General features: G+C 31.8%; 17 protein-coding genes. 10 read left to right on the top strand and 7 right to left on the bottom strand.

Features of this window, described 5'->3' with window-relative positions; translation table 11 throughout:
• Positions 1-180 precede the first annotated feature (180 nt).
• Genes OEW74_RS08810 through OEW74_RS08795 form a run of 4 tightly spaced genes read left to right on the top strand, consistent with a single transcriptional unit; the run spans position 181 to position 4952 of the window.
• Positions 181-1224, top strand: a complete 1044-nt coding sequence (locus OEW74_RS08810; RefSeq protein ID WP_265428116.1) for a TerY-C metal binding domain-containing protein — start codon at positions 181-183, stop codon at positions 1222-1224.
• On the top strand, positions 1225-2583 hold the full coding sequence (locus OEW74_RS08805) for a PP2C family serine/threonine-protein phosphatase (RefSeq protein WP_265428115.1): 1359 nt from the start codon (positions 1225-1227) through the stop codon (positions 2581-2583).
• Between the two features lie 17 nt (positions 2584-2600).
• Positions 2601-3413 (top strand): hypothetical protein, encoded by an 813-nt coding sequence (locus OEW74_RS08800; protein WP_265428114.1) that lies wholly within the window; start codon positions 2601-2603, stop codon positions 3411-3413.
• A gap of 27 nt (positions 3414-3440) precedes the next feature.
• Positions 3441-4952, top strand: coding sequence for a helix-hairpin-helix domain-containing protein (locus tag OEW74_RS08795; protein WP_265428113.1), 1512 nt, complete (start codon positions 3441-3443; stop codon positions 4950-4952).
• Between the two features lie 169 nt (positions 4953-5121).
• On the opposite strand, the gene tyrS is transcribed toward OEW74_RS08795, so the two are convergent.
• The 6 genes from tyrS to OEW74_RS08765 all read right to left on the bottom strand — a co-directional run bounded on the left by tyrS (position 5122) and on the right by OEW74_RS08765 (position 13489).
• On the bottom strand, positions 5122-6321 hold the full coding sequence (gene tyrS / locus OEW74_RS08790; protein WP_265428112.1) for a tyrosine--tRNA ligase: 1200 nt from the start codon (positions 6319-6321) through the stop codon (positions 5122-5124).
• 216 nt (positions 6322-6537) lie between these two features.
• Complete coding sequence (locus OEW74_RS08785) at positions 6538-7404, bottom strand: GLPGLI family protein (RefSeq protein WP_265428111.1); 867 nt, start codon at positions 7402-7404, stop codon at positions 6538-6540.
• Between the two features lie 87 nt (positions 7405-7491).
• Positions 7492-8307 (bottom strand): hypothetical protein, encoded by an 816-nt coding sequence (locus OEW74_RS08780; RefSeq protein WP_265428110.1) that lies wholly within the window; start codon positions 8305-8307, stop codon positions 7492-7494.
• A 144-nt stretch (positions 8308-8451) separates the two neighbouring features.
• Complete coding sequence (gene asnB, locus OEW74_RS08775) at positions 8452-10119, bottom strand: asparagine synthase B (protein ID WP_265428109.1); 1668 nt, start codon at positions 10117-10119, stop codon at positions 8452-8454.
• Positions 10120-10437: 318 nt separating this feature from the next.
• Positions 10438-12102: a GLPGLI family protein gene (locus OEW74_RS08770; protein ID WP_265428108.1), complete on the bottom strand. Its 1665-nt coding sequence runs from the start codon at positions 12100-12102 to the stop codon at positions 10438-10440.
• Between the two features lie 181 nt (positions 12103-12283).
• The gene (locus tag OEW74_RS08765; RefSeq protein ID WP_265428107.1) at positions 12284-13489 is read right to left on the bottom strand and encodes an RsmB/NOP family class I SAM-dependent RNA methyltransferase; all 1206 of its coding nucleotides are present in this window, start codon (positions 13487-13489) and stop codon (positions 12284-12286) included.
• A gap of 213 nt (positions 13490-13702) precedes the next feature.
• Between OEW74_RS08765 and OEW74_RS08760 the strand changes: the two genes are divergently transcribed.
• Positions 13703-14035, top strand: a complete 333-nt coding sequence (locus tag OEW74_RS08760) for a zinc ribbon domain-containing protein YjdM (protein WP_265428106.1) — start codon at positions 13703-13705, stop codon at positions 14033-14035.
• A gap of 292 nt (positions 14036-14327) precedes the next feature.
• On the opposite strand, the gene OEW74_RS08755 is transcribed toward OEW74_RS08760, so the two are convergent.
• Positions 14328-15263: a sulfate/molybdate ABC transporter ATP-binding protein gene (locus OEW74_RS08755; protein ID WP_265428105.1), complete on the bottom strand. Its 936-nt coding sequence runs from the start codon at positions 15261-15263 to the stop codon at positions 14328-14330.
• Between the two features lie 73 nt (positions 15264-15336).
• Between OEW74_RS08755 and OEW74_RS08750 the strand changes: the two genes are divergently transcribed.
• The 5 genes from OEW74_RS08750 to OEW74_RS08730 all read left to right on the top strand — a co-directional run bounded on the left by OEW74_RS08750 (position 15337) and on the right by OEW74_RS08730 (position 20053).
• Positions 15337-15987 carry a YceI family protein gene (locus OEW74_RS08750; RefSeq protein ID WP_265428104.1) on the top strand — a complete coding sequence of 217 codons (651 nt, stop codon included), beginning with the start codon at positions 15337-15339 and terminating at the stop codon, positions 15985-15987.
• A gap of 16 nt (positions 15988-16003) precedes the next feature.
• The gene (locus OEW74_RS08745) at positions 16004-16264 is read left to right on the top strand and encodes a hypothetical protein (protein ID WP_265428103.1); all 261 of its coding nucleotides are present in this window, start codon (positions 16004-16006) and stop codon (positions 16262-16264) included.
• 131 nt (positions 16265-16395) lie between these two features.
• The gene (gene pheS, locus OEW74_RS08740; protein WP_265428102.1) at positions 16396-17406 is read left to right on the top strand and encodes a phenylalanine--tRNA ligase subunit alpha; all 1011 of its coding nucleotides are present in this window, start codon (positions 16396-16398) and stop codon (positions 17404-17406) included.
• 266 nt (positions 17407-17672) lie between these two features.
• Positions 17673-19412, top strand: coding sequence for an ATP-binding protein (locus OEW74_RS08735; protein WP_265428101.1), 1740 nt, complete (start codon positions 17673-17675; stop codon positions 19410-19412).
• On the top strand, positions 19409-20053 hold the full coding sequence (locus OEW74_RS08730; RefSeq protein WP_265428100.1) for a response regulator transcription factor: 645 nt from the start codon (positions 19409-19411) through the stop codon (positions 20051-20053). The genes OEW74_RS08735 and OEW74_RS08730 overlap by 4 nt, the downstream gene beginning before the upstream one ends.
• Positions 20054-20720 lie beyond the last annotated feature (667 nt).

The following is a 20720-nucleotide window of genomic DNA, read 5'->3' as shown; positions in this document are numbered from 1 at the left end:
AAAATCAAATAGATTTTTAGAAAAAAAGCGAAGCTCAACTTAATATTCTTAACTCCTTAATTAAAATCTTAATGGTTTAATTTAAAAAACTTTCTCGTAGATTATTCTGATTAAGCAGATCAAAAAAATCTGAAAAATTTGCTCAATCAGCGAGAAACAAATAAAAACGCAATAAAAAATATGAGAAGACTTCCCATTTATTTTTTGGTAGATATTTCCGAATCGATGATTGGTGAACCGATTGATCAGGTTCAGGAAGGTATTTCAACCATTGTAAGAGAACTAAAAAAAGATCCGTATTCATTAGAAACTGTCTGGATTTCCGTCATTGGTTTTGCAGGAGAAGCAGAAGTAATTACGCCGTTGCAGGATATTATTTCTTTTTATCCGCCAAAAATCCCGGTAGGAAGCGGAACTTCTTTGGCAAAGGGTCTCTTCAAAGTAATGGATTGTATCGACAAAGATATTGTAAAAACTACTTACGACAGAAAAGGAGACTGGAAACCTCTTGTTTTCCTTTTCACAGACGGAGTTCCTACTGATGATGCACAAATTGCCATCGAAAAATGGAATAAAAATTATCACGGAAAATCAAATACGATCGCAATATCCATTGGTGATAATACCAATCATAAATTATTGGGCTCGCTTTCAGACAATGTTTTATTGTTTAATAACAATTCTGAAAATTCTTATAAAGAATTTTTCAAATGGGTGACTGATTCTATTAAAACAACCAGTCAGAGTGTAACGGAAGCCAATAAAGAAGGAATTAATTTATCTAAAATCGATCACAGTATTTTAGAAAAAGTTGATCCCGAAGCTCAACAAAGATTTCCCGATAATAATTTTGTGGTGTTGAATGGAAAATGTTCAGACTCAAAAAAATCGTATTTAATTAAATATAAAAAAGCATTTACCGACTCCGGAATTGCTGGAATGCAAACCCGATATTACCGATTGGAAGGAACGTACAGAATAGACGATGCTTCGTATTACCGACTTTCTTCGGCGCAGAAAAGCAGTCAGAAAATTTCTGTGGAAGAGCTTCATGGCACTCCATCTTGTCCGCATTGCGCCAATCCTATTGCATTGGCAACCTGTTCGTGTGGTGGAATTCACTGCTTGAAAGGCGAAGGCTACAATGAATGTCCTTGGTGTGGAACCGGAGATTATTACGGATTTAGCAGTGAAGGTTTTGACATCAACCGAACTTTAGGCTAAATGGAAAATACAATCAGACAGATTTTGAAGAATCACGATATCCATGATCGTAAAATATTGGATAAAGTAGTTTTAAAACTGTTAACTCAAAAGGAAATTCAGAATAATCTACAGCTTATTATCGAAGCTCAGAACAAAATTATGCAGGAAGCAATGATTTATAAAGAAAGAGAAGAATTTGCCGACGCATTTTTTCCGATTACCAACGCTCATTCCAAGAAGAAATATGAATTTGTTTTTCCGATGGAGCAGTTTCCGAATATCAGAATTAAAGATATTATAGGATTGGATTTGGCGGGTTTAAGCTTTGAAGAAAACACGATTAAAGGAATACCTTTTGAAAGCGATACTTACGATTTGAAGATCGAATTTTTTCATATTCAAGACGAAAAAAATTTTGAATTTAAAAAAGCACAGCTTTTCGTCAACGCAGATCCAAAAGATTTGTGGAAAAACATTCCTTCAGATAAAGAAGCGCCTTTTCACAAAACAGATGAAGCCATGTTTAAAGGAAGTTTTTCAGATAAAAAGATTGTGGTCGCTTCGCAAAGAGGTCGCTCTCACGCGCATGAAGGAAAATTCAGAGATGATGATTTTGCGGTAAATGAATTACCCAATTCCTGGAATATTATTTCGGTTTCCGATGGGGCTGGTTCGGCGCAATTAGCGAGATATGGCTCTGAATTGGCAACTCAATCAATCAACAATTATTTTAAAAATACAGAAGTTTTAACCAAGCTAGATATTCATCTCAATGAAATTTTCAATTTAGAAAATGAGAATTCAGAAGCGAAACAAAACATTATAAAAATTCTTTATGAAGGAGTTTCTGATACTTTTAAAACATTAAAAGATAAAGCAGAAGAACATTTTGTCACGCTAAAGGATTTACATTCTACTTTGATTTTTGTTTTGGTTAAAAAGTTTGATTTTGGATATATTATTTTAAGTTTTGGAGTAGGTGATTGCCCGATTAATCTAATTAATGAAGATTTTTCTGATGTTAAATTACTGAACACAATGGACGTTGGCGAATTTGGAGGCGGAACCCGTTTTATCACAATGAATGAAATTTTTGATGATACTATTTCTTCACGTTTCAAAATTACGCATGCCAAAGACTTTTCTAAATTGGTTTTAATGACTGACGGAATTTACGATCCGAAATTTATCACCGAAAATAAGTTGGAAGATATCGAAAGTTGGAGAACTTTTTTTGAAGATTTAAACGGTAAAAATGATGATGAAGCAAAAGTTGATTTTCAGAATGACGAAACAATCGACAAACAATTGCTTTCCTGGCTGGATTTCTGGAGCAAAGGAAATCATGATGATCGGACTTTGGCGGTGATTTATTAAATAAAAAAATAAATGAAATGAAGTTGAAATTTATAATTTTAGTTTTAATACTTAACTCTCTAACTATTTTTGGCCAAAACTATGAGCCTTTAGATCTTGCCCAAAAACTTTTTTTAACTGATTTTCCGGATGTGAAAAAATATTCAAAAGATGAATTTGAGGGACGTCCAAATAAAAATGACTTAGGCAGTAATGTAAAATTAGATTTTAAAACACTAAGTCAAAATGATAAAACAGCAGTTGTAAATATTACTGTAACTGATAGCTTAGGAAAAGGATTTGATACGTATTTACATTTTGAAAAAGATAAAACATGGATGATAATTGCTTACCGAGCTCTTGCACAAACTGGGATTTTGCAACAAATGCTTCATGAATTTGAAAAAATGTCTGAAAAAGATAAACAAAATTTATTCAAAATCGATGAATTAGGAATCAAAAACCAAATAGATTTAGACAATACAATTGGAAATACAAAACTTACATTAGAATCAGATGATAATATTATAAAGTATTTTAATGATAATAAAACGAGGTTCGCAGATTTAAAAGAGAAAATAGAAAAATTTAGTAAGGAAAATCCAAAATTGTCTAATAAGGAAATTAGTAAACATTTTGAAAAAGAATTGAAAAGTTTATTGATTGGAAATTATGGAAATTTTTATTTTCCTTGTGATAGTTGCTTTACATTAACAATTGGTGGAATGATTGATAATACTGTAGGATATTTTTATAATATAGAAAAATCAGAAATTCCTGAAATGAATCCTAGTCGTGTAATTATGATTAGAGAAATAGGTAATGGATGGTACATCTTTAAAACTACATAATATATTTTTTAAGTTTAATTAGCTATAATGAAAAAAACAACCACCGTTTCCTCAATTTTAGACACTGCAAAATCTTATGAATATGTAGATGAAAACCCTGTAAAAGGCGGTGTGAAAGATGTTTATTTTTCGCCTGACAGAAAATATGTGGTGGCTTTTTACAGAACACCTTTGGAAAACGAACAAAAAGAAAGGATCAAAAGAATTGTTTCTACCTATTTGGTAAATATCCAAAACGGAAATGCTTCAGATTATTATTTAGATGAGGTTTTCAGATGGCCTTATGATATTGTTCAGAAAAATAATCTGACAGGAATTGTTGTTCCAATCTACAGCCAGAAATTCTTTTTTGCGAAAGGGTATTTTGGTTCAGATAATATTGCTGGTGGCGATAAAGTAGGGAAGTGGTTTACGGCTCCAATGTTCAGAAACCAGCATTATCCGCTTCGTTTAGATAAATCTGAACTCGGCGATTGGCTGAGTTATTTCCAGATTGCGATCAACATCACCCGAGGAATAAAAAAACTGCATCAGATGGGTTTGGCGCATTCAGATCTTTCTTATAATAATATTTTGGTTGATCCGGTGACGAAATCGGCTTGTATTATTGATATCGACGGATTGGTAGTTCCCAAACTGTTTCCGCCCGAAGTCATCGGAACTGCTGATTTTATTGCTCCGGAAGTTTTAAAAACAAAACATTTGCACCTGCATGATCCAGGAAGACAGCTTCCGAATCAGAAGACCGACCTTCATGCTTTGGCGGTTCTTATTTATATGTATCTTCTTCGCCGTCATCCTTTAAGAGGCGGTAAAATCTGGGATCTGGATTCTGAAAAAGACGAAATTATTTCAATGGGTGAAAAAGCACTTTTTGTAGAACATCCAACAGATTCTTCCAACAAAGTACGAACTGAATATCTGAAAAAATGGGATGCTTTTTGGGGTGATCCAAATAAAATTCCTTACACCGTTACCGGACCTTATTTGTCTGAATTATTTAGAAAAGCTTTTATTGATGGGCTTCATGATCCAATAAAAAGACCTTTGGCAAATGAATGGGAAACGGCTTTACTGAAAACGGTAGACCTCATTCAACCTTGTCATAATCCTGAGTGTAATGAAAAATGGTATGTTTTCGATAATACCCAAACTCCGAGATGTCCGTTTTGTGGAACTTCTCACAAAGGAAGTTTGCCTGTTCTCGATTTGTATTTTAAATATGATGATGAGGTTTGGAAGCCTGAAAATCATCGATTAATGGTTTATCATAATCAGTATTTATTTAAATGGCATGTTTCAAGAAAAATAATCCGCAATGAAAGTCTGACTTTCGAAGATAAAAAACCGGTTGGATATTTTACTTTTTATCAGGATAAATGGGTTTTGGTGAATCAGACTTTGACTTCTATGAAAGATTTAACCGAACAAAAAGAGATTCCGCCCAATTCAATGGTTGAATTGTCTGAAGGCAAAAAAATATTGCTTTCCAATGAAGAAGGCGGAAGAATTATTTATGTGACGATGGCAAATCAGTAAAAAAATATGTTTAACTAAAATCATATTTTTAACCATTAAGAAATGTAAAAGCTTGTAAAAAAGAATTGTTAAGAATTTAACATTGTCAAATGTTAAGCGTAACGCTTAAAAATATCTTTGATAATTTCTTAATTCATCTTAATCACTTAAATTTCTTAATGGTTAAATTTTATATCAATTCAAAAAAATCTCTTTTCCCGATCTTAATTTTCGTCTTTTTTAAAATCTCAATTTCTGCATTAGAATCTGTAATTTTTACATTGTTAATTTGAACTCCGCCGCTTTCAATTAATCTTCTGATAAAAGATTTGCTTTCGTTGTTTTTCAAATGATGACAAAGCTCTATCAGGTTGATTTTTGATTGATTTGGAAATAAAGATTCAATAGAAACTGGTTCAAATACTTTCTCTGTGAAATTTTTGTTTTGAAACTGATTGATGAAAAACTGTTCGGCAATTTCAGCAGATTCTTCATTATGGTATTGAGAAATAATATTTTTGGCAATGACTTTTTTGATGTTCATTGGGTTTTCACCATCAGAAATTCTCAATTTTAAATTTTGCTTTTCTGCATTTGAAAAATCTGTGGTCAAATCAATAAATTCATGAATCAGAGAATCAGGAATCGACATTGTTTTTCCAAACATTTCATTGGGTTCGTCTGTTAAACCGATGGTATTATTTAAAGATTTGCTCATTTTTTCTTTTCCATCAAGTCCTTTTAATAAAGGCATGCACATTACAATTTGTGGTGATATTTGATGTGTTTCCTGCAATTGTCTTCCCATCGTGCAATTGAAAAGCTGATCGGTTCCGCCCATTTCAATATCACATTCTATTTTTACGGAATCAAATCCCTGCAAAATTGGGTACACCAATTCATGCATTGCAATCGGTGAGTTTTCTGAAAATCTTTTGCTGAAATCATTTCTGTGCATCAGTTGAGCCACAGTAACTTTTGACATCAACTGAATGACCTCTGAAAAATTCAGAGAATCTAACCAATCAGAATTAAAAACAATTTTCGTTTTTTCTACATCAATTACTTTTGAAAGCTGATTAATATATGTTTCTGCATTATGTTGAACTTCTTCAGCGCTCAATGGTTTTCTGGCTTTGTTTTTCCCAGTTGGATCACCGATTCTTGCGGTGAAACTTCCGACAATAATGACAATCTGATGTCCCAGATCCTGAAACTGTTTGAGTTTTTTCAAAACAACGGCATGTCCCAAATGCAAGTCAGGAGCAGTGGGATCAAAACCAAGCTTGATGATGAGTTTTCTGTTTTCTTCTTTGGCTTGTTGTAATTTTTGCTCCAAACCGTTTTCTGGCAGAATAATTTCTACATTTTCTTTTAAAGTGTGTATCATTTTTTTTGAATTTTAAGCATAAAAAAAGCCCGAACAGATCTGTTCGGGCTCTTCAATATTTTTAATTTAAATTTTATTGAATTTTAGATATAGAAATACTTCCCGAACGATAGAACGGGTAATAATAAGTACTGAAAAACGGTAAACGTAAAATGCTGTTTAAGTGTTTCATTGTTTTGCAAAGATAATAAGTTTAGATTTAATTGCAGCTGTTTATCATAAACAATCATTTTTCAACTCAATCGGATTTTCAACGTTTTTTAAAAACTCCTTCGTCTTTTTATCATAATTGTCGCGGTATTTTTTATCATTAGGGTCACCACCACCAATGGTGTAGGTTGCCATCCAGCCATCATTACTATCAGAATTAGTCTTATAATTAAAAATAGAAGAAGGTTGCTTTTTATAGTCTTCCCAGATTTTCTGATATTTTTCTGAACTCAGTTTAATAATATTAAGCACTCCGAAATTTCGTTCTGAAATGTCATTGGCTTCTTTGGTAATTGATTTCATTTCATAGATAAATTCATTTTCTGAATCTGTTATTTTTAAAATTAAACCAGGCAAACCAGAGAATTTATAAGGTCCATCCTGAATAGGGATTTCTGTAGAAAACCATGCAGTCCATTTTCTGCCGCCGAATTCTGTCGTTGCTTTTTGAACGGAATATCCTAAGAATTTATCTTTTGCAGAATCTATTTTCCAGTTTATTTTACAATTGTTTTTAACAACAAAAAGCTTGTCGTGAAGCTGTTTTTCAAATTGAATTTCTTTGTCATTGTAATTTTTAGTAACAATTTCATTGAATTTTGATTCGCCATATTTGTAATTGAAAGACATACTCCCTTGTCCGATTTTTTTGAAGTCTTTTACGGTTTTAGTTTTTGTAGAATCATTTTTAAATTTAATGTAAGAAAGAAAATCTGATGTTTTATTTTCATTGATTAACAATGCAAAATCTTCATGCAAATATTCAGTTGCGTTTTTCTGAGGTTTCCATTTAAAATCATAAACGGCTTTGTAAGATTGAGCTGAGAAAATTCCGAATAAAAATAACAAGAAAAAGCATGATTTTATTTTCATATTTAGGTGAATTTTATTGTCGCTAATATAAATGAAAAAGCCCCGAAAAATATTATTTCGGGGCTTTTTATTAAAAGATTAACTTTTTTATTTTCTCGGTTTTTCTACTCCAATCCATGCTTCACCTTCTCTTTTTACCTGGCTTAGGATGAATGTTTCAAAATCTTCTGTTTTGTATTCGATATTATCTTTATTTTGCTCAAAAGGCATAATGTAAAAGAAATCTTTGTCTGTTTTGTCAGCTTTGCTTCCTTTTTTTACCGTAGGCATATATTTTCTTTCAAACTTATACTTCGGAAGATACTGCTTTACAGAAGCGTAAAATTTAGCATTGTCTTTTTCATTTGGAACAATGTCAACGATTTTAAATTTATCATTTTTCTTGTCAACCCAAAGATAATAATTGGTCTCTTCTTTAGTTTTTTTGTTTAAAGACGCAAACCCGAAAAATTCTTTAGGAACCAGTTGCTTGATTCTTTCAGCATCTACTTTTGTAAAGTATTCTCCTTGTGAAGGATCTACATACGTTTCCAGATTATAAAGCAAAACATCATTATTCTGGAAATTTTTGTTTTTGAAGTATTGGTCTAAAGATAATTCTGCTGTTCTTCTAAGCTCTTTTCCTCTTTCATCTAATTTTTTTGTAGGATTTTGAGGGTTTACTTTCTTTACAAAGTTGTACAAAACAACAGGCTTTACATCAGCAAGGTGAGGATATGTTTTAAGCTGTTCCGCTTTTACCAACCAATAATATTGTTGATAGTAATCATCTTTGTCAACAGGTTTTACAGTTTTATAAGAAAGAGCTAGTTTTTTAGAATTGAGAACTTTTCCGTATTTACCTTGTCCGAAAGCTAAGCTTGTACACAGTAAAGCAAAAAAAATAGTAATGTTTCTTTTCATTTTACAACAGAGATTATTTTTATTTTCCAAATATAATTATTTATTAGATAATAAGTTTAATACTTAGTTAAATTATGCAAATATTATTGATTTTATTGAATAAAAAATCCTGTACGAATACAGGATTGATAAATATTATTGATTTTAATAAGAAGTTTCGTGTACTTTTACGGCTCTTCCGCTTGGGTCGTTCATCTTCTTAAATGCTTCGTCCCATTCTAACGCAATAGGAGTGGAGCATGCAACTGAAGGAACAGACGGAACTGTTGCTGCTGCAGTTTCGCTTGGGAAATGCTCTTCAAAAATTGTTCTGTAGCGGTATTCTTCTTTATTTTGTGGTGTGTTTAAAGGAAATCTGAATTTCGCATTGGTCATCATTTCATCAGAAACATATTTCTCGGCAATATCTTTTAAAGTGTCTATCCATGAGTAACCCACGCCGTCAGAAAACTGTTCTTTCTGTCTCCATGCAATAGATTCGGGTAAAAGATCTTCAAAAGCTTTTCTTAAAACCCATTTTTCAACTTTTCCTTCTTCTTTACGAATCATTTTATCTTCAGGGTTTACATTCATCGCAATATCCATAAATTCTTTATCCAAAAACGGAACTCTACCTTCTATTCCCCAACTCATCAATGCTTTGTTGGCTCTTAAACAATCATATAAATGAAGTTTGCTCAATTTTCTTACGGTTTCATCATGGAATTCTTTTGCATTCGGAGCTTTATGAAAGTATAAATAACCGCCGAATAACTCATCGGAACCTTCTCCGGAAAGTACCATTTTGATTCCCATAGATTTGATGACTCTTGCCAAAAGATACATCGGAGTGGAAGCTCGAATTGTGGTTACATCATAAGTTTCCAAGTGATAAATCACATCACGAATCGCATCTAAACCTTCCTGAACCGTAAAATTGACTTCATGATGAATAGAACCGATATGTTCCGCCGCTTTTTTTGCTGCTGCCAAATCCGGAGAACCAACCAATCCAACGGCAAAACTGTGCAATCTTGGGTACCAAGCTTCCTGAGTATCGCCACTTTCTATTCTCTGTCTTGCAAATTTTGCGGTAACGGCAGAAATAATAGATGAATCTAAACCTCCCGAAAGCAGAACTCCATAAGGAACATCACTCATCAATTGTCTGTGAGCGGCGTCTTCCAGTCCTTTTCTGATAGCCTGAATATCTGTAACGTTATCTTTTACAGCATCGAAGTTTTCCCAGTCTCTTTTGTACCATTGCTGAAGTTCGTGTCCTTCAATACTATATAAATAATGTCCCGGTAAAAAAGTTTCAATTTTTTTGCAGATTCCTTCCAAAGCTTTCAATTCTGAAGCAACGTAATAATTTCCTTCTCTGTCCCAACCTTGATAAAGCGGGCAAATTCCCATGTGATCTCTTGAAATGAGATAAGTATTATTTTCAATATCGTATAATGCAAAAGCAAAAATACCGTTGAGTTTTTCGATAAAGTCTTTTCTGTATTTCTGGTAAAGAGCAATAATGACTTCGCAGTCAGACTCGGTTTGAAATTCATAATCAGGGAATTCTTTTTTTAGTTCTCTGTGATTGTAAATTTCGCCGTTTACGGCAAGTACAATTTTTCCATCTTTTGAAAACAAGGGTTGTTTTCCTGAAGCCGGATCTACAATTGCAAGTCTTTCATGAGAAAAAACAACTTTTTCACTTTGAAAAACTCCACTCCAATCGGGACCGCGGTGACGGATTTTTTTAGACATTTCAAGAACCTGAGGTCTTAGTATTTCGGTTGACTGTTTTGCGTCAAATAAGCAAACGATTCCACACATGTTATATTTATTTAAAGCAAAGCTAAATATATAGTTTAAAAAATAAAATAAAAATTTATAATTAATTAATATTTTTAATTTATTTAAATTATTTGGTTGAAAATATTAACTATCTTGTTTAAAATGTAGTAATAATCAGAATTTTTTTCACAACGGAAATATATCTATGATTCATAAAGAAACAATAATTTTGAAAAATATTTTTTAATTTATTATTTGTAATTCAAATATTTTTCTCACCTTTGTTGCTCGAAATAATTTTTTTTCATCATTTGTGTTTTTACCTCCTTGTAATAATATTGCAAGGAGGTTTTGTTTTTAGTCATTTCCTAATAAAACACCTGAAATATTCCATGCGCTGAAGCTCGTTCCTTCGGGTTCTCCCTGCGGAATTTTCACCTGAATTGTATGTTTTCCGGCTTTTAAATCACCAAGTGAAATAAAATTAGGATTGGTTACTGTTCCGGGACACCAATTTGATCTGCTTAAATCTGAAGAAGAAAGTCCGTCTGCGAAATTTCCTGAAGCAGGATTAAATAATCGGTAAGATCCGCATTCTGTTCTCCAAGGTGTAAATGAAAATGCCATTTTTCCATCCAAATAAATTGAGTTGGCTTTCGGGATAAATTCATCACCGTTTTCCCAGCCTCCATGCCCGGTTGTAATGTATCTTAACTGTGCATTTTTAAGATCTTTTTCTAAATTAAATTCTACAAAAAGTCCTTTGTCATTATTAAACATTGTTGCATAATCCTGACCCGCCATTTCCATAATATTAGTCGTGTTGAAAAGCGGAATTACTTTATTGTTTTTATTAACAATTTGTTCGCTGTTGTGAATCGTAATATCTAAACTTACCTTGTGACCGCCTTTGTCATAATTTCCAATGAAAGTTCCGATCCAAAGTTCTTTTTCTGAAAGGGAAGGTTTTAATTCGGTAATATCCTGACGAAACGGACTTACCGTTTGCCAAGTTTTATCTTTTAATTCAATATGATTGAACTTGTTGATTCCGAAAGCTGTAAAAAATCTCATCAATTCAACCGTCGGTTGATAATTTTGATTGGAAACAACTCCGTAATATTGTTTTCCGTTGCCATTTTCGTATACAGGAAGTGTTTTTGCTCCTTTTTCTAAACCATCAAAAAATGTCTGCGATTTTTCTTCAGGAATAAAAAATACAGTTCCGGTTCTGTCGTAAGCGTCGCCGTTAGATTGTTGCTTTAATTCTACAAAAATATTATCGCCCTGAGCAATTTTTGGAAACTTTACCTTCTTTAAAATAATCGTTCCGTTGGCAAATCTTTTTATTTTTTCATCAGATTTTGACTGATCTGAGAAATTGATAATTTCATTTTCAAAAACTTTTAACGTCGTAAATCTACTTTTCCAAAGTAAATCTTTGTAGCTCAATAAATCTGTTGTAGGAATTGTTTTATTGATGATTTTGTCAATTCCTGTTGTTTTAATTTTTTTTAAAGAAACTGCAGTTGTTGCAGAATTTCCGTTTCTTTCAACCTGCAAGACCAAACCTAAATTTTGCCCCAAACTTGATGGTCCGCCTTTTATTTTCAGATCATTAGTATACCAAATTTCAATGGTATTCGAGTTGATCTTTGTTACCGCTTTTTTACAGTTGTAACCTAGAATCTTTTTAGTCTGTGCTGTTAATTCAAATTCCTGTTTAGCGATCGATTCTTTATCTGAAGTTGAAATAGCTTCATTTGGTTTTAAAAATGCATAAGAAACAATCGTGTTCGAAGGTTTTTCAATTTTGCTAATCTCAAAAGGATAATCGCTTTTTAGCTCTTTGATTTTTGTATTTAAAATAAAGTTTTCATTCTCATTGACCCAAACAATTGCCTGGTTCTGATTGGGCTGCGCTTTTCCGTTGTACGAACTTTTATATTGAATTTCATATGTCTGAGAAAAACTTAAAACAGATATTAAAATGAAGAAACTTGCTAAAATAGATTTAAACATAATGTATTGATGGTTTTTACAAAGATAATGTTTGATTTAGATAATAAAAACTCTGAGAAAATCCTTGAAAATTATTTTTGAATAAACCTAACAGGTTTTTAAAACCTGTTAGGTTTGAGCTTAATAAAAAAACTACTCCAAAAAATAGAGTAGTTTTAGTATAATTTATTGTTTAAAACTTTTAAGAAAGTCTTTCGATCAAAGCCATGTAAAATCCGTCGTAGCCTTCGCTTGGCATTACTTTTTCGTCTTTAATCATTTTATAGTTAGGATTGTTTTTAATAAACTCTTCTACTTGTTTGTTGTTTTCAGAAGGTAGAATAGAGCATGTTGCATATACCATTTTACCGCCAACCTTCAGCATTTTAGAATAATCCTGAATAATTTGCTGTTGTTCTTTTTTAATTCTGTCGATAAAATCCTGATCGATTTTCCATTTGCTGTCCGGATTTCTTTTTAAAACTCCTAAACCAGAACAAGGCGCATCAATCAAAAGTCGGTCTACTTTATCGTGAAGACGCTTAATTACTTTGGTATCAGTAATTACCCTTGTTTCGATGTTGTGAGCTCCGGCTCTTTTTGCACGACGTTTTAGCTCAGCCAATTTCCATTCAAAAATATCTAATGCGATAATCTGACCTTTGTTTTTCATTAAAGCAGCTATGTGAAGTGTTTTTCCACCTGCACCTGCACAAGCGTCAACCACTCTTTGCCCTTCTTTTACATCAAGGAAATAACCGATTTTTTGTGAAGAAGCATCTTGTACTTCAAACAAACCTTCTTTAAAAGCTGTGGTAAGAAATACATTTTTCTTTTCCTCAAGCTGTACCGCATCAGGATAGTTTTTAATAGGATAAGAAACTACGTTTTCGTGTGCAAGATCAGAAATGAGTTCTTTAGGAGTTGTTCTCAAAGAATTTGCTCTTAAAACAGTGGGTGCTTTTTCATTAAGCGCATGCATTTCTTTTTCCCATTTTTCGCCTAATTCTCTTTCAAGAGTTTCAACAAGCCATTCCGGAATAGAATGCTCAATAGCTTTGGTAGGAACCGTACCTTTTTTAAGTTTTGTAGTAATGTCGGCGATTTTTATACCTTCAAATTCTTCAAATCTTTTGTAATTGGTCTTGCTCCAAAGAAGATAAGCGATGATTAGTTTGTAGATGTTGTTGGGTTTTACACCTTCACCCATGTAATATTCTAGACGTTTTTTCCAACGGATAATGTTATAGAAAATCTCAGAAACAACGGCTCTATCCTGGCTTCCCCATTTTCTGTTAGCTTTCAAAAGTCTTTCGATTACTTTGTCGGCATATTTGTTTTTTTCGAAAAATGTTTCCTGTAAAGCATCGTGAATACCGATTGCCAGGTTTCTGTGAATTAATTCCATAAATTGCTGTAAGCTGTTTGAATCTGCAAAAATACGAATTTTAGTTATTAGTTATTAGTTATTAGTTATTAGTTATTAGTTATTGGTTTTTATAAGTTAATTAATTTGGAGAAAGTTTAAGGTAGTACTTTTGTCTAACTTCTAACTTCTAACTTCTAACTTCTAACTTCTAACTTCTAACTCAAAATACTACCTTTGCAAAAAAAATATAATATGAGTGATGTAGTAATTTGTCCGAAATGTAGTTCTGAATTTACTTATGAGCAAGATAATTTAATGGTTTGTTCACAATGTTTCCACGAATGGGATCCTAAGGAAGCGGGAAATGAAGATCAAATTTTAGACATCAATGGAAATGAACTTCAAAATGGAGATTCAGTAATCGTAATGAAAGATCTTCCGGTAAAAGGTGCTCCGAAACCTGTAAAAGCAGGAACTAAAGTGAAAAATATTCGTTTAAGACCAGACAGTGATCATAATATTGACTGTAAAATTGATGGTTTTGGTGCGATGGCTTTGAAATCTGAATTTGTAAAGAAAGCTTAATAGATAAGCAATGTTGGTTTTTGGTAATTAGGATGATATTTTAAAACTAATTGCCAAAAATCAATAAAAAAAAGGAAAGAATTGGACAGAGTAATCTTTCAAAGACGTGATTGCAATAATGCTAATTTAGGTCTGGAAGGCAGAAAGAGAATTAACCAAAAATTTCCTTAAGTTGTTGTCTTACAAATTTATAGAAATATTTTGTAAGAAATAGCCTAATTCATTGAAAATTATCCACATACTAACAATAAGTAGCTTAATATTATCTTAATAATAAGTTTTAAAGAGGATACTAATCGAAAGTAATTTTAATAGAGTTTCCAAGCTGATGATTACTAAACATCACCATTTCTCTGTTTTTGACTCTGATTTTATTCCAGTAATGATTTCCTGCAAATCTGCTTTCTAAGACCTCTGCTTCAATACCATTTTCAGAAATTCTGATCTGATGCGGATAATAAAAAAATCTGGAAATCTGTAATTCTGAAATTTCATCTTCACTGAAGATATTTACTTCTCCAAAAAGTTTTGCAACATAAGGATTGTAAGGGTCTTTATAGGTTTCTTCTGCGCTATTATTTTGAATCAGTCTTCCGTTTTGTAAAACGATAATTTGGTCTGTCCATGCAATAATATCCTGCAATTCGTGAGTAGAAATGACCAAAGAAATATTATTTTCCTTTACATATCTGAACAATTTTTCACGAAGCTCAATTTTTCTTGCAAAATCAAGATTGCTGAACGGTTCATCAAGTAAAAGTAATTTTGGAAGTACAGAAAGCGCTCTTGCAATGGCAACTCTTTGCTGTTGTCCGCCACTTAAATTTTTTGGTAAAACATCTGCAAATTCAACCAGACCAACCACATCTAAAAGCTCTAAAACTTTTTCTTTTTTCTTAGCTAAATTGATATTAGAAATAAATTTACCAACGTTATCTGCAACGGTTGCATAAGGCATCAAATCAAAGTTTTGCGCAACAAATTTCATTTCAGCTTCACCAGGAACCAGATTTCCTTTCGGGCCCATCAGTTTTCTGCCTTCAAATACAATTTCACCCTGATTCCAGTCGTGTAATCCGTAAATAAGGCTTAGTAACGTAGATTTTCCGCAACCGCTTTCGCCTGCCAATGCAATAATTTTACCTTCATCCAGTTTCAGATTAAAGTTTTGAAAAAGCGGTTTTTCCTGAGAATGAGAAAAATATAAGTTGTTTATCTCTAATAGCATACTGCAAAAATAAGGGTTTTTGGGGAAGACTGGCATATTTTTAGTAATTTAGCCATGCATAAATTATATCAAAATGAAAAGAATATTATTTTCTCTCGCAATTCCAGCTTTGTTCACTGTGGTTTCTTGTTCTAAAGAAAAACCGGTAACGAGCGATGCTAATGAAGTAACGACAACGAAAGACGGAAGCCGATTTGTTTTGGATACTTTAAACAGTAATGTAGAATGGAAAGGGTATAAGGTTTTTAAATCTGAAAACACAAGTCATTTCGGAACAATCAAATTTGAAAGTGGCGATGTAACGATAAAAGATGGGAAACTTGAAAGCGGAAAATTTGTTGCAGATATGGCTTCGTTAACTTCAGAAGATTTAAAAAACAAAAAAGATGAGCTTGAAAAACTAAACGGTCATCTGAAAAGTGCTGATTTTTTTGAAGTTGAAAAATTTCCGACTGCATCTTATGAAATTACCAAAGTAAGTCCTTCTGCAGAAGGTGATTATAATACGATTTTAGATGGGAATTTAACGATAAAAGGAATTACCAAACCGACTCAGTTTAAAGCAAATGTTGCTGTAAATGGAACAGAAGTAAGTATTGCAACAGAACCTAAAGATATTATGAGAGAAGAATTTGGTGTGAAATTCCAATCTCCTGCTGCAAATGGAGTGATTAAAAATGAAGTGACGCTTCAGATTAGAGTGAAAGCTTTAGAAAAGAAATAATTTAAACAAAACAAAGATGAGTAAGACCATTTTAATAATTAGTATTGCTTGTCTGATGTTTTTATTGAGTCTTCAGATTCTCTATTATATTTCTTACAGCAATCAAATCATTCAGATTTTTGGAGAACTATTTACCATTCCGGCGATGTTGTTTGTGGTTTTTGCATTTTTCTTCAGTTTAATCAATATTATGAGGAAAAAGAAAGAGTATTATCTGGTTTTTGGAATTAATATTTTTACAATTTTAATAAGCATCGTTGCTACTGTTTTAGATTAAATCAAATCAGCTTTAAATAACAATTATATGATCTGTTTCTCGCGAGACAGATTTTTTTATGATAAATTGAAAAGGTTTTTTAAACTGAAAATCGTATTTTTGCAAATACATTTTTTTGAAAGGGTAAAACAATGATTGAAAAGATAGAAGAATTGCTTGTTGAGGTCAATGGCTTCAATACGACAAGTAAAGAGGAAATAGAAAACTTCCGAATCAAGTATAATGGGAAAAAAGGAGTTCTGAATGATTTTTATGAAACATTAAAAGAAGTTCCAAACGACCAGAAGAAAGAATTCGGACAGAAAATCAATACTCTGAAGCAAGCGGTTAATGTAAAGCTGGAAGATTTGAAAAATGCTTCTGCTTCTTCTATTATTTTAGAAAAAGAAGATCTTACAAAACCTGCTTTTCCTTTAGATTTAGGATCCAGACATCCCATTAATTTAGTGAAAAACAGAATTATTGAGATTTTCAAATCTATTGGTTTTGCTGTTGCAGACGGACCGGAAATTGAAGATGACTGGCACAATTTTACTGCGCTTAATCTTCCGGAATATCACCCTGCAAGAGATATGCAAGATACTTTCTTCATCGAGCAGAATCCTGATATTTTATTGAGAACGCATACTTCTTCGGTTCAGATCCGTTATATGGAAGAAAATGAGCCGCCTATCAGAATTTTGTCTCCGGGAAGAGTTTTCAGAAATGAGGCAATTTCTTCACGTTCACATTGTATTTTCCATCAGATTGAAGGTTTGTATATTGATGAAAATGTAAGTTTTGCCGATTTAAAACAAACGATTCAGTTTTTTACGACTGAGCTTTTTGGAAAATCTAAAATCAGAATGAGACCTTCATTTTTCCCATTCACAGAGCCAAGTGCTGAGATTGATGTATATTGGGGATTAAATTCTGAAACCGATTATAGAATTACCAAAGGAACAGGCTGGCTGGAAATTATGGGTTGTGGAATGGTAGATCCTGCGGTTTTGAAAAATGTAAATATTGATTCAGAAAAATATTCAGGATATGCTTTCGGGATGGGTATTGAAAGAATTACAATGCTTCTTTACCAAATGAGCGATATTAGAATGTTTTTTGAGAATGATATAAGAACTTTAGAACAGTTTAAAACATTGTAATTAATTTAACATAAATAATTTTTAATCCTGTGAAATTTCACGGGATTTTTTATTAACTTTATAAATCACTTAAAGACGAATCTTTTTTTAGGAAAAAATACGTTCTTTTAAAGAATTTAGAGAAAAATATAAGTGTTATAATAAGAGTTTCCAATTCACAAAATATATCGTTCTAAACAAATGATAATATTATAGAATATTTTTGCAGTCTGTAGTTGAGAGTTAAATCTGATACTGATTGTAAAAAAAGCTTTAAATACATGTATATGAAGTCAAAAGATAACCAACCGAAATCGTTAAATTTTAGATATAGAAAAATCGTTCATTACTCTCTTATCTTTTGTATTTTATTGATACAGCTTATCATTGCAGGCTTTTTTTATAACGAATTTATCAGTAGAAAGAATTTAGCATTTATTGAAAATCAATTAAAAGAAGTTAATTCTCTTGAAAAATTAACAGATAACTCCAGAAAAGAACTTTTAAACGCTCAAAACTCACTTCAGCAATATCTTGTAAAGGCTGACAAAAAGTATTTGGATTCTTATTTTGCTTCTTTAGATAAATTAGGTGCAAATTTAGATAACATTAACAGCTATGAATCTAAATATCCAAGACTTAAAAATATACTAACTGTTCAAAAAACAGATTCTTTAGGAAGCAAAAAACTGAAACTGTTGGTTGATTCCACATATCAATATTCCACCAAATCCAATTTTAGAGAGCCGGTTTCTATGCCTTCGCTTAAAAAATATGTAAGTAATTATAACTTAGATAAATATAATTTTGATGTAGAAACAAAGACCGTAACTGATACTGTTAAGAAAAAAGGTCTTTTCGGACGTTTGGGCGATGCCATCTCCGGGAAAGAAAATGTGCGTAAAGAAAGCACAATCATTACCGTAAAACAAGGGAAAACTCCGGAAGCAGCTTCTATAAAAGCAGATGTAGACAGTGTTATGAATCTTGTTCAAAACTATTACACCGGAGAAATAAAAAAAATACAGGTAAAAGTAGTTGGAAAACAGAGTGATAATGCAAAGTTTTATACCATATTTAATAAACTTCTGATTTATAGTAATGGCGTGATGAATATTTATGATTTTGCCATTAAAGATTCTAAAGCAGATCTTGAAAAAGAATATGCCAAACGAAATTCGGAAAATGATAAAATTAGAATGTATCTGATTTTTGGAGCGATGGTACTCATGTTTATCGTGTCTATACTGATTATGTATTTTACCAGAATTGCATTTATATATGAAAATCGATTGAATGCTGCGAATAAGCAGATTAAAGAAAACCTGAGTTTTAAAAATAGAATTTTGGGAATGCTGAGTCACGAATTGCGTTCTCCATTAAAGATTATTGGTATTTTTATCAGGAAAATCAGTAAAAAAACAAACGATGACAGTATTAAAGAATATTTAAAGTCGATTAGTTTTACTAATAATACTTTATTGATGCAGGCTAATCAGATTTTAGAATATACAAAAAATCAACATGTAGAAAATCATTTGGTTCCGGTGGTTTTTAATCTTAAAAATGAAATTACGTCTATTTTAAATTCAATAGAACCATATATTGAAACAAGAAATAATAAATTTGTTGTAGAAAAAAATATTAATCCGGAAATTGAGGTGTATTCTGATAATACCAAGATTAATCAGGTTTTTATGAATATACTTGCCAATGCCAATAAATTTACAGAAAACGGAGAAATAAGTGTTACAACTAAAGCCGAATCTGTTGATGAAAATACAGTTTCTTTAACCACGACAATAAAAGATACCGGAGTTGGAATTTCAAAATCTGATCTCGAAAAAATATTTGAGCCTTATTATCAAGGTGTTCTTTCCGAAGATGTAGAAAATTTGGGTGCCGGTTTAGGTTTGAGCTTATGTAAAGAAATTGTAGAGCTGTATTCTGGGAATATCTCGGTAGACAGTGAGCAAAATGTAGGAACAACAGTACGTTTCACAATTAATTTGAATGTCAATAAATGAATAATCTAGATACTAAAACCATTAATTTTTTACTTGCCGATGATCACAGTCTCATAAGACAAGGGATAGAATTTCTTATAGAAGAGATTGGTTTTGATGGTGAAGTTTTTCACGCATCTACTCTTCAGAAAGTTTTAGAAACTGTCGAGACGCAGCAAATAGAAATTGTAATAATAGACGCTCTTTTTCCAGACGGAAACAGTGCGAACATTATTTCACAAATTAAAAACCTCAAACCAGAAATTAAGATTCTTGTTTTTTCCGGAGTTGACGAGAGTACACAGTCTATTAAGTATATCAATGCCGGAGCAAACGGTTTCTTAAGTAAATTGAGTGAAGAAAATGATATAAAAGAGGCAATTCTCAAAATTCATCAAACGGGAAAATATATTTCTTCAATTACTCAAGGTTTGCTCATCGATTCTTTACAGAATCGAAATATTATTAATCCTTTGCAAAGGCTTACAGAGAGAGAATTAGAGATTGCCGAGATGTACGCAAAAGGCTATGGTAATCTCGAAATTGCAAACAATCTCAACGTAAAGCAGAATACCATTAGTACAATTAAAAAAAGGATTTTTGATAAACTACACATCGAAAACATTGTTGACTTAGCAGATTTAATCAAAAATCAACATTAGTTTTTTCCTTATTTCAATTCAAAATAATTTTTGTAGATATTTATCTACAAAAACATCGAAAAACATCGACAATAAATATTGGGAAGATAGCTCTATATCTTTCTATTTTTACATCATGAAAGATGAACGAAAAAAGAAGTTCTTTACAGGGATCTTTTTTGAGTTGTTAATCTAAATGTAAGTTCAGGCTTTTTAAAATTTTGAACTTGATTTGAAAACATAGATGATGAGAAAAGAATAAGTGTCTGATTGCAGAGCTGAAAGGCTCTGTAAAAAGATACTAAAAATAAAATAAAATTATTTTTATAAACACAATTGATTAACCTAAGTGTCATCATTGCAGAGCTGAAAAGCTCTGTAAAAGATGCCTTAAAAAGATCACTTAAGATATTTATAAAACACAAATGAAAAAAACGTAACTAGTTACGGAATTGAAAAAAAAGTAATGTGCACTGGGGAATTTTTTTCCATATTAATCCCTAGAAAATGATTTCAAAAGCATGTTAATTTAGGTTGGTAAACCTTCGGATTTTTCCGGAGGTTTTTTTTATTTAGCTTTAATTGAATATTTTAAATTCGTTTAGAGACTGTTTAAATTTGATATTTATTTTTAACATTAAAAAATTAAGATCATCGTCTTAAAAAACTTAATACAAAATCAACGTGT

This window comes from Chryseobacterium sp. YIM B08800 (genome assembly GCF_026163565.1).
GTDB lineage: Bacteria > Bacteroidota > Bacteroidia > Flavobacteriales > Weeksellaceae > Chryseobacterium.
The sequence above is the reverse complement of the archived record's forward strand: the minus strand, read 5'-3'. Positions and strand labels throughout refer to the sequence as shown.